The organism is Vibrio sp. SS-MA-C1-2 (assembly GCF_021513135.1).
Lineage (GTDB): Bacteria > Pseudomonadota > Gammaproteobacteria > Enterobacterales > Vibrionaceae.
Genome location: NZ_CP090981.1, coordinates 1,557,648 through 1,575,283 on the forward strand (window position 1 = coordinate 1,557,648; position 17,636 = coordinate 1,575,283).

Sequence of the window (17,636 nt, forward strand, 5' to 3'; positions counted from 1 at the left end):
AAATGACACAAATTACATTAACAATTAACGATGAACAGATGACAGTAGATGTTGATGGTAATGTTCGTTTATTGGATTTTGTTCGCGATAAGCTGCAATTAACAGGGACCAAAGAAGGTTGTGCTGTTGGAGAGTGTGGTGCATGTACTGTGATAATGAATGGTGATTCTGTCTGTTCATGCATGGTGTTAGCTGCACAATGTGATGGTGCTGTAATTACAACTATCGAAGGGGTGGCTGAAGATCCATTAGCAAAAGCGTTACAAGATTCTTTTGTTGAAACAGGCGGTGTGCAGTGTGGTTTTTGTACTCCGGGTGTATTAATGAGCTCAAAAGCGTTATTAGATAAAACACCAGAGCCAACAGATGAACAGTTAATGGATGCACTTGAAGGTAATTTATGCCGCTGTACTGGATATCAACCTATTATCAAATCGATAAGAGCTGTTATTGAAGCTTAATTGATTTGCCATAAAGGCCGCGTTCTGTGGCCTTTATTATATAACCTATTGGATTTGATTGAGATAGTGGTTAGCTATTTAATGTATATGTTTAAGGAAAACAAACATGAAGCTACTTTATACCCTAGATGAAAAACCGCCACATGGTTTAACCTTACTTTTAGCCTTACAGCACATGCTTGCTTCTATTGGTGGTATTGTCGCTGTACCTTTAATTGTGGGGGGATCTATCGGATTACCACCAAATGAAGTTATAAATTTAATCTCTGCTGCCCTGTTTGTATCTGGTGCAGTCACAATTGTTCAATGTCTTGGTATTGGTCCTTTCGGTGTGCGTTTACCTGCTGTTATGGGCTGTAGTTTTGCTTTTTTAGGAACCTGTATTGCTGTAGGCCAAGAACACGGAATGAGTGGCATCATGGGTGCATCCCTTGTTGGTTCTTTAGTTGTTGTTTTTTCAAGTTTTTACATGGTTCAGTTACGTAAGTTATTTCCAAGTCTTGTCAGTGGTGTCGTTGTGACCTTAATTGGTTTGACAATTCTTCCCGTTGCAATGGATTGGATCGGTAATGCACCGATTGATAGTCCTGAGTTTGCACAGCCAAAGAATATTTTCTTAGCCTTCGTGTCATTAGCGATTGTGATGGCTGTTTCTGTTTACTGTAAAGGCGCAATAGCGGCTTCTGCCATTGTTATCGGTTTAGTTGGTGGATACCTCATTGCCATTCCGATGGGGATGGTTGATGTTGCGAGCATTGGAGAAGCTCAATGGTTTGCAACGCCAAAGCCATTAAAGTATGGATTGAGTTTTTCAATTCCAGCCATTATTAGTATGAGTTTAGTTTTTATTGTCGTTGTGGCAGAAGCGATGGGTGATTTTGTTGCCCTTGGTGCAAACTGTCATAAAAATTTAGATGGTAAAGATCTTAAACGTGGACTGATTGTTGATGGTCTCGGCAGTACTTTTGGTGCCTTAATGTCAGCAATGCCAGTAGCAAATTTTGCTCAAAATGTCGGTATTGTTGGTTTAAGTGGTGTCGCAAGTCGATTTGTGGTTGCCGTAACAGGTGGGTTACTGATTGTTGCTGGTCTTTTCCCTAAATTTGCCGCGTTAGCGATTACTATTCCACCTCCAGTTTTAGGTGGTGTTGGTTTTGTGATGTTTGGCATGATTGCTTATGCTGGTATTCGAATGATGGTTCAGGCGGCTGACTCTCGTCGAAATGCGATTGTTGTCTGTGTTGGTTTAGCTTCTGGTCTTGCAGTGACTATGCGCCCAGAACTTTTAAATCACTTTCCTGATGATCTAAAAATGATCTTTCATTCAGGTATCACAACAGGCACTGCAGCGAGTGTTGTTCTGAATTTAATCTTACCTAAAGATAAAGAGATCGACAGCGAAAATGATAATGCCGAATTAACTGCAAAATCAATACTGGTTAAAAACAAGAAAGTTTCCCAAATCCCAACGGAAGCATAATTAATATGCAACCTTTATTAATTTAATCCTTATTGGTTAATAAAGGTTAGTCAATTTTATTTATTTCAATCTTATCATTTAATTGGGTTCTTTCTTTTTTCAATAATATTTATTTTTATTAATTATAAAATAAATATTTGAATGAATTTACTTCTTTCTCTTGTTAAATAATAGATTAAAAAAGAAAGGTTAATTTTAATAATACCTAAAATAATTGACTAAGGAGGTCTATGGCAGAGTAAATAATAAACAACAGGTTCAATAACAGGGTAATGAAAGATAAAAAGATCACTCATCAATTAGTGAGTGAAATATAGATTTTGTTCGTGATTAATCGACAGGTTAATGACTATTTTTTCTCAATGGTAAATACCGTAAAGTCAAGGATAGTAAAACATGAAGTTACTTTATACTCTAAATGAAAAACCACCGTTTGGCGTGAGCCTTTTTTTAGCACTACAACATATGTTGGCCTCGATTGGCGGTATTGTTGCAGTTCCACTTATTGTAGGAGGAGCGATTGGATTAGCTCCTGCAGATATCGTTAGTTTGATTTCCGCTGCCTTGTTTGTTTCAGGGGTAGTGACCATTATTCAATGTCTTGGTTTTGGAAAGCAATTTGGTATCCGTCTTCCTGCTGTAATGGGCTGTAGCTTTGCCTTTTTAGGCACATCAATTGCTATAGGCTTACAACATGGTATTGCAGGCGTAATGGGGGCAGCATTAGTTGGCTCTTTTGTCGTGATTATTGCAAGTTTTTATATGACGCAAATTAGAAAGCTTTTCCCTAATTTAGTAAGTGGTGTCGTGGTTACTTTAATCGGTTTAACCATACTTCCAGTTGCAATGGATTGGATTGGAGATGCACCCGCGGGAAGCGCAGAATTTGCTCAATTAGAGAACATCTTTTTAGCTTTTATCTCTTTAGCCATTGTCATGGCGGTTTCTGTCTATTGTAAAGGTGCGATTGCAGCATCAGCAATTGTTATTGGTCTGGTTGGGGGATATTTAATTGCGATTCCTATGGGAATGGTGGATACCTCTCAGATCGGTTCATCAGCTTGGTTCTCTGCACCAGAGCCACTTAAGTTTGGTTTAACCTTTTCCCCAGCAGCAATTATCAGTATGAGCTTGGTTTATATTGTGGTTGTTGCGGAGGCGATGGGTGATTTTATGGCATTAGGAAATGGTTGTCATAAAAAACTTGACGGTAAAGACATGAAACGTGGATTACTCGTTGATGGTTTGGGTAGCACATTTGGCGCTTTGATGACTTCAATGCCCGTTGCTACATTTAGTCAAAATGTAGGAATTGTTGGTATTAGTGGAGTGGCAAGTCGTTTTGTGGTTGCAGGAACAGGTGCATTACTTATTTTGGGGGGAATCTTTCCTAAATTTGCGGCGCTTGCTGTGACCGTACCTAAACCGGTATTGGGTGGTGTTGGTTTTGTGATGTTTGGGATGATAGCTTATGCAGGTATTCGTATGCTAATGCAGTCTGCAGATTCTCGTCGTAATGCGATTGTGATCTGTGTCGGTTTAGCATCGGGTATGGCGGTAACCATGCGTCCAGACTTATTACAACACTTCCATCCTGATCTACAAATGGTTTTCCATTCAGGCATTACAACTGGCACACTGGCAACAGTCGTATTGAATTTGATTCTTCCAAAGAGCAAATCTACGCCAGATAATGAAGAGATAATTACTGCAACATCTATGCTGAAAAAGGCAGCAAAAGAGGATAAGCCTCAAGTGCATATTCCATCAGAAGTATAGTAAATTGAATGAGTTAGAAATAGTTGTAATTACAAAGATAATAAAACTATCGGCTGGCTTATTTTTTAAGCCAGCCAAGGAGAAAAGATGAAGCGCATTTGGATCAAAAACCCTTTGGCAATTTTTACTGGGATAGAAAAAGAACATAATCAGACAGCAGCTGGCGGCATTATTATTGAAGGCAACATCATTGTTGAGTTGGTTAAATTAGGTGACCAACCAACAACTGCGATAGATGAGGTCGTCAATGCTGAGCAACATGTTGTTCTTCCTGGCTTAATTAATGCCCATCATCATTTTTATCAAACATTAACCAGAGCGTACCCAACCGCTTTAGACAAAGAATTATTTAACTGGTTAACATCTCTCTACCCAGTGTGGGCTGAACTAGAGCCTGAAATGCATGCTTTATCAACAGAGCTTGCCTTGGTAGAGTTGATGTTATCGGGTTGTACAACAGCATCAGATCATCATTATTTAGTACCAACTGGTATGGAAAATGCGATTGATGTTCAAGTTGAAGTAGTGAAAAAATTAGGTGTTCGTGCGGTACTGACTCGTGGTTCAATGAGCTTGGGTGTCGATCAAGGGGGGCTACCTCCTCAGCACACAGTTCAGACGGAGCAAGTGATTTTAGATGATAGTGAGCGTCTGATTAACACTTATCATCAAAGAGAAGCGGGCGCAATGACTCAAATAGCGCTGGCACCTTGCTCACCTTTCTCAGTGACAACTGAATTAATGCGTGCGACGGCCGACTTAGCAGAAAAACATCAAGTGATGTTACATACTCATTTATGTGAAACCATCGATGAAGAACAGTTCTGCCTTGATCGCTTTGGCCTAAGACCTGTGGATTACCTGCAAGAGGTCAATTGGTTGCATGATAGAACATGGTTAGCACACGGTATCCACTTTAATTCTGAAGAGATCAAACGTCTTGGAGCTGCTGGTGTCGGGATCAGCCACTGTCCAACCTCAAACATGATGTTGGCATCGGGTATTTGTCACGTCAATGAACTTGAGGCGGCGGGTGCTAAAGTGGGAATTGGTGTTGATGGAAGCGCTTCAAACGATGGTTCAAATATGATTGCAGAAGTGCGTCAAGCGATGTATTTGCAACGTCTTCGTTATGGTTCTGCGAATGTTAGCCATTTCGATGCATTACGCTGGGCGACTCAAGGTTCAGCTCGTTGTCTTGGTCGAACTGATATTGGAACATTAGAAGTGGGACAACAAGCTGATTTAGCGATGTTTAAGTTAGACGATATTCGTTTCTCCGGTTCACATGATCCATTAGCAGCCCTTATTTTATGTGGTGCACAGCAAGCCGATAAATTGATGGTTGCAGGTCAGTGGAAAGTATCTGATGGTCAGATGATTGGGGTAGATATTGAGCAATTAATGGCTCGCCATCATCAGGCTGCAATGAAAATTGCTAACAAATATCAGCAACGATATCCAAAATAATTGGCGTTGCTAGTCAGCGGGTAAATGAGCGAAGCTCCATGAGTATCGAACGACGATAGGATTGTGTCGAGTGAACACCGTCAATAACCTAACCGCTTCAAGTTTGAAGGGTATAAAATGATACGATAATTATCAGAGCTATCATTGTGATAGCTCTATTTCTTTTCATTGATATATCCGTCAATGTGTCTCATATTATTAATTTTACTTAATAATAACATTTGAAAGTAAATGCTCTAATCTTATCTTTGTTATAAAGCAAGAAATCTATGTTATATTTGTTATCTAAACCGATTAAATTTTCTTCAAATAAGATCCTTTTCACTGTTTTCTATTTTCTTCCTATTTATATTTTATTTCTGGCTTAAATGTTGCAATTAATTCACTAGATAAACTGATATTTAATATTATAAAAATGGTGAAAAAATGATTGAACAATATTTAAAGCCACAATCTGTTTTAGAAGCAGTTGCTTTTAAAGAGCAGTATGGAAATGATGCAATCTATTTTGCTGGTGGATCAAAATTAAATGCAACCCCAACAAAAACAGAAAAAAAGTAGTGATAGCTCTTCAAGCGCTAAAGCTAAATCAGGTGCATATTAATGATGATGAGTTACACATTGGTGCAACAATGACATTACAAGCAATTTGTGATCATGAGTTAACACCAACCTCATTACAGCAAGCGGCTGGATTTACGTATTCTCGACATATTCGAAATCAAGCAACGTTAGGCGGTGAAATCGCAGCTAATCAAGTTGATAATGGGTTAGTACCGACTCTCGTTGCGTTAAAAGCAGAATTAAAATTAGCGGATGAACAGATTATCACCGTTGAAGATTATATTCTGAGTGAAAATAAAGAGTTGATTACAAAAATTATTTTACCTGAACCACAAATGACGTGTACACAACACCGTATTACTCGTAATGCTGATGGTCTGGCTGTATTAACGGCGGCAGTATCCCTGCCAAAAGATCAAACTCACCCAATCATGGCAATTTCAGGCATGGGTGTAGACGCGTTACGTTTAAGAGATGTTGAAGCATTAAACCTTGAAGGGGCAGATTTAGAGCGTGCGGTAGCCGATTCTGTTTTCCCAATTGAAGATTTACGCGGAAGTGTTGAGTATAAAAAATATATTGCTGGTGTCGTTATTGCTGACTTACTTGTTGAGTCTCAACAACAAGAGGAGAGAAAATAATGGACTTTCAATTTACCCTTAATGGCAGAGTTAAAACCGTTCAATGTGAAGCCGGTGAAAATGTTCAGAAGTTACTTCATGGTTTAGGGCTACACTCTGTTCGTGATAGTGATAATGGTTATGGTTTTTCAGGTTCAGATGCAATTTGGTTTAATGGCACTGTTATCAATGCTTCGTTATTAATCGCTGCACAAATTGAAGGCGGTGAGATCAAAACGGCAGAGGCGCTGAGTGAGTGGAATCAACTTAATATTGTTCAACAAGCGATGATCGATGTTGGTGTGATTCAGTCTGGTTATAATGACCCCGCTGCGGCATTAATTTTAACGGATCTTTTTGAGCGTATCCAAACGCCAAATCGAACAGAGATTGATGATGCCTTATCCGGACTATTTAGTCGTGATGCAGGTTATCAACAATTTTATGAGGTTGTTGATCTCGTCGTAAAACGTCAAAAAGATCCTGAATATAAAGCGACGTTTGCTCCAGAGTTTCGTGAGGAGTTACTTGCTGTTGGTAAAGTTGAGCCAAAAAGCGATTCTTTCCAAATGGTAAAAGCACAACCTTGTTTTGTTGAAGATCGTATTGCTGCTGACTCTTGTGTGATGAAAGTATTACGCAGTCCACATCCTCATGCATTTATCACTTCTCTTGATGTGACAAAGGCAGAAGCGTTAGAAGGGGTTGTTGCGGTATTTAGTTATAAAAATGGCCCAGATGTCTCTTATACACCGGGTGGTCAAAGTGCACCGGAGCCATCGCCACTCGACCGTCAACTGTTTGGTCAGAAGATGCGTCATGTTGGTGATCGTGTTGCTGCCGTTGTTGCTGAAAATGTTGAGATTGCAGAACAAGCATTAGCCTTAATTGATGTTGACTATGAAGTCCTTCCCGCGGTTATCTCAATTGATGATGCACGTGCTGAAGATGCACCGTTAGTTCATAATGAACCTATTGAGTACCTTGCTGGTGCGCCGGCAGATCTTGCACAGCAAAATGAAGGTGCAGATCCTCGTGAAGGCAAAATGATTGTCAACTTCCCAATTGGTTGTGAGCCTCGTAAAAATATTGCAGCGTCGGTAGAAGGGCAAATTGGTGATGTAGATAAAGGGTTTGCAGAAGCTGACCTTATATTAGAGCGTACTTACGAATCAAAACAGGTTCAACAAGCACCGACAGAAACTCACATCTGCTATGCCTATATGGATGGTGAGCGAGTTGTAATGCATGCGTCGACTCAAGTTCCATTCCATGTTCGCCGTCAAGTTGCGAAAGTATTAGGTATTAAACAAAATCGCGTACACATTATTAAAGAGCGTGTAGGCGGTGGTTTTGGTTCTAAACAAGATATCTTAGTTGAAGATCTTACTGCTTATGCCACCTTTAAAACAGGACGCCCTGTTTATCTACACTACACACGTGAAGAAGAGTTCATTGCTTGTTCGACTCGCCACGTCGCTAAAGTCAACATGAAGGTTGGTTGTAAGAAAGATGGAACTTTAACCGCGATTGATATGGATTTCTTGGCAAATACAGGCCCTTACGGAAATCACTCTTTAACTGTTCCATCAAATGGCCCTGCATTGTCATTGCCGTTGTATCCATTGGATAATGTTCACTTCAAAGTAACAACTTACTACTCAAATATCTGTCCGACTGGTGCATATCAAGGTTATGGCGCACCTAAAGGTGTCTATGCATTAACGATGATGCTCGCTGAGTTAGCCGATGAGTTAGATATTGATTTGGTTGATATGATTGAGAAGAACCGCGTTCACTTAGGCGATTCACTTAAGATCAAAGGTGCTGTTGGTGAAGGTGATCTTCCTGCTGAGCCACCAAAAGTCCTCTCTTGTGCTCTTGATGATGTCATGCGAATTGGTCGTGAAGAGTTTGGTTGGGATAGTGCTAAACCTGATCTAGGCAAAGATTGGAAAGTGGGACGTGGTGCGGCGATTATTCAGCAGAAGTCTGGTATTCCTGATATTGACCAAGCAAACTGTAAAGCGAAACTGGCCTCTGATGGCACGTTAATCGTTCACTCTGGTGGTGCTGATTTGGGTACAGGTTTAGATTTGGTTGTGAGTAAGATTGCAGCGGATGTATTGAAAATGCCACTTGACGAGATTACGGTGATTTCAGGGGATACCGATCACTGTCCGTTTGATAAAGGGGCATATGCATCTTCAGGTACTTGTTTCTCAGGAAATGCAGCAATGAAAGCCGTTGAAGCGATGCGTGAGAGAATTCTTATCTGTGCTGCGGATGTATTAGAGCAACCTGTCAGTGATTTAACGATTGAATACCCTGCAACGGTTGTTGGGAAAGAAGGCAAGTCTATTACCTTTACCGAAATTGCTCATAAAGCAGAAGGTGGTAAGGGTTGGGGACAGCTATTAACCAGCGGCAGTTTTATTACGTCTGATTTTGCTTTCCCATACGGTGCTAACTTTGTAGAAGTGGCCGTCAATACCCGTACTGGTGAGATCAAACTAAATAAATTCCATGCACTGCTTGATTGTGGAACACCAATTAACCCTGATTTGGCATTAGGTCAAATTTATGGTGCAAGTATGCGAGCCATTGGTCACAGTATGACGGAAGAACTTGTTTATGATGATAACGGTGTGCCTATCACACTTGATTTGAAATCTTACGGTGCACCTAAAATCGGTGATATTCCAGCTGAATTTAAAGCGACATTAGTCCCATGTGACGATCCAGTGGGCCCATTTGGTGCTAAATCTATTTCAGAAATTGGTGTTAATGGCGCGGCACCAGCAATTGCAACCGCGATTCATGATGCATGTGGTGTTTGGTTACGTGATTGGCACTTTACACCAGAAAAAGTATTAAGTGGTCTAAATAAAATTTAGCACTAATTAATACTCGATATAAAGTAATTGGAGTTGCAATTTATTACCTTGCAACTTCAATTAAAAATAACATACCACTAACTTTAATAAAATATAATAAAAAATTAATATTTTAGTTTTTATTTATTTAGTTATATATCTTTAGGTATTTATCTTATTTAATGTTAACTAATATTTTAATCGGAAATAGTTAGAGTTATTAATAATAATTATATTGATATTAATGTAGCTAGGGTATAAGCATATTAATATTTATTTACTGTTGTGTATTTTAAATAATAGTGAATGCCTACAATCAGGAGAAAAAGATGGTACATGAGCACTCAATAAAGGCGATTCGTGGTAACTTCTTAGATATGAAGAAAGCGGTCAATTGTACATCCGAAATTGAAGAGAATTTACGCTTTACCGAAGATGGCTTAATGCTTATTTGTGATGGTAAAGTAGAGTGGTTTGGTTCATGGGAGGAAGGAAAAGGTAAAGTTCCAGCAGGAACACGCATTAGAACGTATAGTGGTAAATTAATTGTTCCTGGATTTATCGATACCCACTTGCACTATCCTCAAGCTGAGATGGTTGGCGCATATGGTGAACAACTATTAGAGTGGTTAAATAATTATACCTTCCCAACTGAAAAGCGCTACCGTGATAAAGAGTATGCAAAAGAAATGTCGGCATTCTTTATTAAACAGTTATTAAGAAATGGTACCACGACAGCATTGGTTTTTAGTACGGTTCACCCTGAGTCTGTTGATTCACTTTTTACTGCTGCAGAAAATATTAATATGCGTCTGATCACGGGCAAAGTGATGATGGATCGTAATGCACCTGATTATCTTCTTGATACGCCACAAACCAGTTATGATCAAAGCAAAGCATTAATTGAAAAATGGCACAATAAAGGTCGTTTACAGTATGCAATCACGCCACGTTTCGCCCCAACATCAAGCCCAGAGCAACTTGAAATGGCGGGTAAGTTAAAAGCTGAGTATCCAGATGCATATGTTCAAACACACCTTAGTGAAAATCCAAATGAAATTGCTTGGGTTAAAGAGCTTTACCCGGAACAAAAAGGGTATTTAGATGTTTATCATCATTATGGTTTAACAGGCCCTAAAAGTGTTTTTGCGCACTGTATTCATTTAGAAGAGGAAGAATGGGATTGCATGGCTGAAACGCAATCAGTTATCTCATTCTGTCCAACCTCGAATCTCTATTTAGGCAGTGGTCTATTTAAATTACAACATGCAAAAGATAAGCGTATTCGTGTTGGTATGGCATCCGATATTGGTGCGGGTACAACCTTTAATATGTTACAAACGCTAAATGAAGCGTATAAAGTTGCACAATTACAACAACAACGACTTTCTGCTTATGAAGCGTTCTATATGGCGACAATGGGTGGAGCAAAAGCATTATCTCTTGACCACTACATTGGCAATTTTGATCATGGTAAAGAAGCGGATTTAGTGGTTTTAGATCCTCACGCAACACCCATTCAACAATTACGTGCCGATAACTCAAAAGATCTTGCAGACCTACTGTTTGTATTAATTACATTAGGTGATGACCGTAGTATTTATCGTACTTATGTTGATGGACGTTTAGTTTATGAGCGTGGCTAAATAGTTATTGTATTCAGTATTAATTTATAAAGCTAATAAATTTTTATTCAATGAAAAAGTTAAGGGTATTTATTGTTTGCAAATAAATTTCGTCGATTAAAGGAATCTTTTTAATCAGTATAATTAGATCACGTTGCAAATAGAATAAAACCTAATTTCAACGACAAAGGAAATAGTTATGTCTACAGAAAGTGCACTGAAAAATGAAGCAAAAAGAAATCAAGGGTTAGATGATTTTTTTAAAATTTCTCAGCGAGGAAGTACGGTTAGAAGGGAAGTATTAGCAGGACTAACAACCTTTTTAGCGATGGTTTATTCGGTGATTGTTGTTCCAAGTATGTTAGGAGCCGCAGGGTTTAACCAAGGCGCAGTATTTATTGCAACCTGTTTAGTCGCAGCATTTGGTTCATTATTAATGGGGTTATGGGTTAATTTGCCGATGGCTATTGGTTGTGCGATCTCATTAACTGCATTTACTGCATTTAGTTTAGTTCTTGGACAAGGGGTGAGTATTCCAGTTGCACTAGGCGCTGTCTTTTTAATGGGTCTTATTTTTACCTTAATTACAGTAACAGGTGTTCGTCAATGGATTTTGAATAACCTGCCATCTGGTATTGCCCATGGAACAGGGATTGGTATTGGTCTATTTTTATTGCTGATTGCGGCAGATAGTACTGGTTTAATCATTAAAAACCCTCATGCTGGTTTACCTGTTGCATTAGGTGATGTGACCTCGTTGTCTGTGATTATGTCTGTTGCAGGTTTAGCGGCTATTTTTGGCTTAGAACGTCGAAAAGTGCCGGGTGGTATTTTGATGGTAATCATTGCAATCTCAGTTATTGGCCTAATTATCGATCCTAGTGTTAAATTTCATGGTTTCTTTGCAATGCCAACATTTGGTGGTGAAGGATCTTTAATTGCAACAATGGATATTCAAGGTGCATTGAGTTTAGCGGTTCTACCTGCGGTACTAGCATTGGTGATGACAGCTATCTTTGATGCAACAGGGACGATTAGAGCGGTTGCTGGACAAGCCAATCTTCTTGATGAAGACGGTCAAATTATTAATGGTGGAAAAGCATTAACGGCTGATTCAGTGAGTTCTATTTTCTCTGGCTTTGTTGGTGGAGCACCGGCTGCAGTATATATTGAATCTGCAGCCGGAACCGCTGCGGGTGGTAAAACAGGGTTAACAGCAACGGTTGTTGGTGGTCTGTTTGTTCTTCTGATCTTCTTTGCTCCTTTAAGCTACTTAGTTCCTTCGTATGCAACTGCACCGGCATTAATGTATGTGGGTTTGTTGATGCTGAGTAACGTAACGAAAATTGATTTTGACGATTATGTTGATGCACTCGCAGGTTTGATGTGTGCGGTATTTATTGTATTAAGTAGTAATATTGTTACCGGTATTATGCTTGGCTTCTCTACATTAGTTATTGGTCGTATTTTCTCAGGTGAAGTTAAGAAATTAAATCCAGGGATTGTTATTATTGCGATTGTATTGGTTGTTTTTTATGTGGGTGGTTGGGCGCTTTAATTATTAACGTAACCAACAACCTAGCGATTTCAAGAATGAAGGGTATAACACCTTTGCACCTTTAGCATTAACGAGGTGTTATGTGGAACCAGCTCTCTAATATCACATTAATCTTAATCATCATTAGGAGTGTGAATAGAGAGCTTTTTTGATTTTACAGCTTAAAGTAGCTAATAAAAATTATAATGTAACGAATGTAAATTTCTGACTAAGTTAATATTTTTAAAATAGTCATAAAATAAGAGATTATACCTGTATACAAAATCAGCATGAAAGACTACCCTATGCGAAATTTTGTATGAGGTATTTATGACTAGAGTTCATCTTTCTAGAAAAGAGTCGATAATTCTTTTAATCGGTATTATTGGAATTGCATTTAATTTACGCGCACCTATCACTGAAGTTGGGCCTTTGATTGGTGAGATCCAACAGCACCTCCACTTATCGACATTAGAACTTGGCCTTTTGACCACACTTCCTGTTCTTGCTTTTGCCTTTTTCTCTCCTGTTGCATCTATTTTAGGGCATAAGCGTGGTTATGAGTCTGCATTGATGTTCTCTCTGATATTAACCTTTATTGGGATTATCGTCCGTTCTTTAGGGACGACGGCGATGCTCTACCTCGGTGTGGTGATTATTGGTGCAGGTATAGCCATTGCCAATGTATTGTTACCTACTTTATTGAAGCGTTACTTTCCCGACAAAATAATGAAAGTCACTGCGATATATGTGTTAGTGATGGGAGTGGGTGCAAGCCTTAGTGCCACATTTGCGGTTCCAGCATTGACTGTAATTGAACATTTAGAGTTAACTGGCTTACCAAATTGGGCATATTCTCTGTTAACTATTCTATTTTTTGCTGTCGCTGCGATTATTCTTTGGATCCCACAAATATTAAGAAGTAAAAAACATAAAGAAGTTTTAACATCAACGGTTGCAAAACCCAAGTTAGGTTATATCTGGCGCTCACCCATTGCGTGGCAGATCACTGCATTTTTAACCATGAACTCATTTTTGATGTATATTTTTATCAATTGGTTACCAACGATTTTAACGGATAGTGGCTATTCTGCAGAACAAGCTGGAAGCCTTCAAGGACTAATGCAACTGTTTACATCTGTGCCTGCTATTTTGCTCATTCCATTGAATACATACTTCAGTAATAAGCGAGCACTTACTTTTAGCATGACTCTATTTGGTGTGCTCAGTATTGCGGGGCTACTTTTTGCACCTAGTTATTCACCATTATGGGTGGCCGTATTTGGTTTTAATATTGGTGGGACATTTGTTATGGGATTATCTTTTATTGGATTGCGAACAACGGATCTTCATCAAGCGGCAGCGGTTTCTGCTATGTCTCAATTGATTGGTTATTTGATTGCGGCAACAGGACCATTAGCTGTTGGAGCTTTATATCAACACTTTGGTGATTGGTCATATTCTTTATCACTTTGTCTGGCCGTCAGTATTATTTGGTCATTTACTTCACTTTTTGTCGCTAAATCAACAATGATTGTTGCTCCGGATGCTACAGATTAAAGTTTTAGGACTTTTATTTTTTTCTTATCTGATGTTTGCCTACTAGCAACTCCAATTATTTTAGGTATAGTTATTATGACCATTATTTAATATCATTGAACAATGAAAATACTTTCAGTATTGAGATCTGATCTTTCAAATATAATTAATTTTAAGGGTAGAAATTCATTAACGTTGCAACTATCTTATATTTAGTAAAATTTATCGCTCATTTTCAAATGAAAATGAAGCCTTAATTTTACTAAATGAACCTTTCACTTTTAGGTTACTACTAAATAAGGGTTTACATCTCTTACTTTAGTGTGGTACGTTAACTGACTGTTAATGCTGATTTGATGTTTTTTTAACATTTCAGGATTAATATTAGCCATGTCGTGTTGTCTTAGACACTTTATAATTAAAGTGCGATTAAAGTCACATACATAATTTAAATAACAATAAAATTGCGATAAGTATCTCAAAAAGAAGGGATGAAATTTATTAGAATAATTGTTGTAGAAAAGAAGGAAAACATTATGAAAAAAATTATGAGAAAAATGAAAAAGCAAAAAGTATCTTCACGTAAAATCAGAACTTTAGCTTTCTATAATACCAGTAACAAAGTTGATTTATTACAAAACTAATATTAGTTGCATATTAAATTAGTAGTCTCGATCCAATTACTAGTATAAATCAATAATAAAGAAAAGCACCGACCTGTTCACTCATACTTATCCCAAAGATATTCGTTGCAGAAATTGAGTTAAGGTCGGTAAAAAACCTTTCTAAGCTTTAGCCTTTATTTATTAAACTTGAGCATTTATTTATTAAATAAGACTTCTTGTAATTCAAATAAAGATTTAACCTGATAAGTTGGATCTATATTACTTGGTTTTACGCAATCGTTTACATTTAACCAACACGTATCAATTCCTGCATTTATTCCACCTAAAATATCCGATAGTGGATTATCTCCAACCATCAATATTCTATTTTTATCTGGGTTCCCTATTAAATCAAATGTATGCTTAAATATCCCTACATCTGGTTTGGTTATTCCAACTTCTTCAGATATAACAACAGGGGAAAAAAGATCAAGTAGTTTGAGTTTCTCTAACCGAATAGTCTGCAAACGTGTAAAGCCATTGGTGATAATCCCCATATTAGCTACTGGGGCGAGTTTATCTAATAGCTCTTGGGCTCCCGGTAATAATGAGCAAATATCTGCCATGGCAATCAAAAATTGTTCATTAAGCGTTTGAGCTGGAATGTCTAAGCGCTGAGACCATCCATGAAAACGAGTGTTTTGTAATTCTGTTGCAGTGATATCACCGTCCTGATACTGAACCCAGAGTGGTTTATTGATTTCTTGGTAGGCTTGATAATCTTCTTGTGTGAACTCAGTATGATAGCGGGAGAACATTAACTTTAGACCTTGGTAAGCATCAAAATTAAACAGCGTCTCATCAGCATCGAAGAGTATCCATTGATATTTCATTTTATAGGCCTTTGTTTTTCAATTTTTACTGGGGAATGAAGCTTAACTCTTTTTTTATGTTTATTAAATATAATTCCAAGTAGCAAGAGGATAGAAGTACATTGTGATTTTTTGTTAAAAGAGTAAGAAAAATAGCAATTTAGTCTACACTTAATAAAAAATATTATTTATATCTGGATAATTGGAATAACTAGAAGTGATCAGTCAATAAACCGATGATGATAGGTCTGTTATACCCAAAGTCATTGGAGTTGCTAGTAGGCGGCAAGTGAATGAGGCCCCATGAGTCTAGGTTTCTTATGATTTGGGCGAATGAATATCGCCAACAACCTAGCAACTTCAAGTAAGAAGGGGATATATGATTTGGTTGAAGGGGTGACAATCGCAAGCTAGTAACTTCAAAATATGAAGGATATATAATGTTAATTCCGAGTTAGAAATGATGATTAAGGAAGATTTATGCGCTGGAGCTTATTACTAATATTCACTCTTTATCAGCTCTCTTTTGCGACTTACACCTCTGCAGAGGATATCGTTAAAGAAGAAAATCAAGTCGAAAAAAAGATATCTGCACCTGTTCAAAAGATAGATCCTAGAATTGAAGAGTTAGATAAATTATCTAATGAAGTTAAAGCTCTTTACACTGAAGATCGAGGGGTTAAAGGGCAAGAAAAAGATGCAATTAGATTACAAGTCGTTAAGAAAAATGATGAAAGAAGAAAAGTATTAGCCTCTATTGTTGATGATCCAAAAGAGGTGAGACCTGCCGTCATTATTAAGAATATAGAATTACAGCAAGAATTTGTATCTAAAGCTAAGCGTTTACTTTCACAATATATGAAAGAGCAAAAAGCCACGTATGAAAAACTTCCAACTGAAGATAAGCTATTAAAGATTAAAATTCAAATTGAAATGCGTCAATATTATGCTCAAATTCTAAGTGATAGCTGGCAAAATTACATTTGGTTAGAAACCTTGGGCGTGGATGTTGAAGTTCAAAAAGAAGAGTTACAAAATGAAGTGATTCAACAATTAGAATTTATTTCTGCTGTATTGCAATATGATAAAAGCCAAGAAAAGCAATATGCTGATCAATTAAAAACAGCGACAGGTAAGGAAAAAGAAAAACTAGATCTTATTCATCTTTTATTTGAGCGACGCTTAAATGGTGAGACTACTATTTTAAAATCCTATGTGGGAATTGCGGATAATCTTGATATTGATACAACTTCTTATAAGCAGCAACTATTTGAATCTACCGGTGACTTAACGGAAGATATTCTCGAAGTGAGTGTTCTTCTCTCTATTCTTGGTACGTGGGCGAATGAATCAAAAGATTGGTTGCTTAACAATAGCATACAACTTAGTTTTAAATTTTTGGTCTTTTTTGGCATTATCTTTTTAGGTAAAGTTATCTCTGGCATTGTAAGACGAATTGTTGCCAAAGGCGTCTCTTCTGAAAAGTTAAATCTCTCTCAATTGATGCAATCTTTCTTTGTGTCTATTTCAGGGAAAGCAATCTTCTTGCTTGGAATATTGATTGCTCTTTCTCAAGTTGGGTTAAACCTTGCTCCAGTATTAACGGGTTTTGGTATTGCCGGGGTTATTATTGGCTTCGCATTACAAGATACACTATCTAATTTTGCCTCTGGAATGATGTTATTAATTTACCGTCCATTTGATGTTGGTGATTCAATAGAAGCGGGTGGTGTCATGGGGAAAGTGAGCTCAATGAGCTTAGTTAATACCACTATTCGTACTTTCGATAACCAAATTATTATTTTGCCTAATAATAAAATTTGGGGGGATACGATTAAGAATGTTACCCATGAACGAGTACGCCGAGTTGATATGACTTTCGGAGTTAGTTACAGCGATGATATTGAGAAAGTAGAACTAATGTTGATTAAGATGATTACCGATCATGAGAAAGTATTAAAGAGCCCAGATCCTGTTGTTAAATTACATATTCTAAATGCTTCTTCAGTTGATTTTATTGTTCGTCCTTGGGTGAAAACCGCTGATTATTGGGATGTTTATTGGGATATTACTAAACAGGTGAAGCTGGAGTTTGATAAAGAGGGCATCTCTATCCCATTTCCACAACAAGATGTACATCTTTATATGAATCAACAAGCCGTTGCTCAACAACAGATAAGCCCTAATCGTCCAGCAACCCCTTAATTA

The 17,636-nt window shown here is 37.8% G+C and carries 12 protein-coding genes; 11 read left to right on the forward strand and 1 reads right to left on the reverse strand.

Annotated features, from left to right (window positions below; all coding sequences use genetic code 11):
- Nucleotides 1–2: 2 nt before the first annotated feature.
- From L0B53_RS11640 to L0B53_RS11680, 10 genes are all read left to right on the forward strand, one after another.
- A complete protein-coding gene (locus L0B53_RS11640) occupies nt 3–461 on the forward strand; it encodes a (2Fe-2S)-binding protein (protein ID WP_235059758.1) in 459 nt (152 codons plus the stop codon).
- A 106-nt stretch (nt 462–567) separates the two neighbouring features.
- Nucleotides 568–1,941, forward strand: coding sequence for a nucleobase:cation symporter-2 family protein (locus L0B53_RS11645; protein ID WP_235059759.1), 1,374 nt, complete (start codon nt 568–570; stop codon nt 1,939–1,941).
- Between the two features lie 396 nt (nt 1,942–2,337).
- A complete protein-coding gene (locus L0B53_RS11650) occupies nt 2,338–3,720 on the forward strand; it encodes a nucleobase:cation symporter-2 family protein (RefSeq protein ID WP_235059760.1) in 1,383 nt (460 codons plus the stop codon).
- Between the two features lie 87 nt (nt 3,721–3,807).
- Nucleotides 3,808–5,190: an 8-oxoguanine deaminase gene (locus L0B53_RS11655; RefSeq protein WP_235059761.1), complete on the forward strand. Its 1,383-nt coding sequence runs from the start codon at nt 3,808–3,810 to the stop codon at nt 5,188–5,190.
- 426 nt (nt 5,191–5,616) lie between these two features.
- Complete coding sequence (locus L0B53_RS19405) at nt 5,617–5,751, forward strand: hypothetical protein (RefSeq protein WP_260115545.1); 135 nt, start codon at nt 5,617–5,619, stop codon at nt 5,749–5,751.
- Nucleotides 5,751–6,395 (forward strand): molybdopterin-dependent oxidoreductase FAD-binding subunit, encoded by a 645-nt coding sequence (ygfM, locus tag L0B53_RS11660; RefSeq protein WP_235059762.1) that lies wholly within the window; start codon nt 5,751–5,753, stop codon nt 6,393–6,395. Before L0B53_RS19405 ends, ygfM begins: the two co-directional genes overlap by 1 nt.
- Nucleotides 6,395–9,271 carry a molybdopterin-dependent oxidoreductase Mo/Fe-S-binding subunit gene (locus tag L0B53_RS11665; RefSeq protein ID WP_235059763.1) on the forward strand — a complete coding sequence of 959 codons (2,877 nt, stop codon included), beginning with the start codon at nt 6,395–6,397 and terminating at the stop codon, nt 9,269–9,271. Before ygfM ends, L0B53_RS11665 begins: the two co-directional genes overlap by 1 nt.
- A gap of 308 nt (nt 9,272–9,579) precedes the next feature.
- Nucleotides 9,580–10,896, forward strand: coding sequence for a guanine deaminase (guaD, locus tag L0B53_RS11670; RefSeq protein ID WP_235059764.1), 1,317 nt, complete (start codon nt 9,580–9,582; stop codon nt 10,894–10,896).
- 178 nt (nt 10,897–11,074) lie between these two features.
- On the forward strand, nt 11,075–12,433 hold the full coding sequence (locus L0B53_RS11675; protein WP_235059765.1) for an NCS2 family permease: 1,359 nt from the start codon (nt 11,075–11,077) through the stop codon (nt 12,431–12,433).
- A gap of 309 nt (nt 12,434–12,742) precedes the next feature.
- The gene (locus tag L0B53_RS11680; RefSeq protein WP_235059766.1) at nt 12,743–13,972 is read left to right on the forward strand and encodes an MFS transporter; all 1,230 of its coding nucleotides are present in this window, start codon (nt 12,743–12,745) and stop codon (nt 13,970–13,972) included.
- Between the two features lie 799 nt (nt 13,973–14,771).
- On the opposite strand, the gene yjjG is transcribed toward L0B53_RS11680, so the two are convergent.
- The gene (yjjG, locus tag L0B53_RS11685) at nt 14,772–15,449 is read right to left on the reverse strand and encodes a pyrimidine 5'-nucleotidase (RefSeq protein ID WP_235059767.1); all 678 of its coding nucleotides are present in this window, start codon (nt 15,447–15,449) and stop codon (nt 14,772–14,774) included.
- A gap of 459 nt (nt 15,450–15,908) precedes the next feature.
- On the opposite strand from yjjG, the gene L0B53_RS11690 reads away from it, so the two are divergent.
- Nucleotides 15,909–17,633 carry a mechanosensitive ion channel family protein gene (locus L0B53_RS11690; RefSeq protein WP_235059768.1) on the forward strand — a complete coding sequence of 575 codons (1,725 nt, stop codon included), beginning with the start codon at nt 15,909–15,911 and terminating at the stop codon, nt 17,631–17,633.
- The last annotated feature ends 3 nt before the right edge of the window (nt 17,634–17,636 follow it).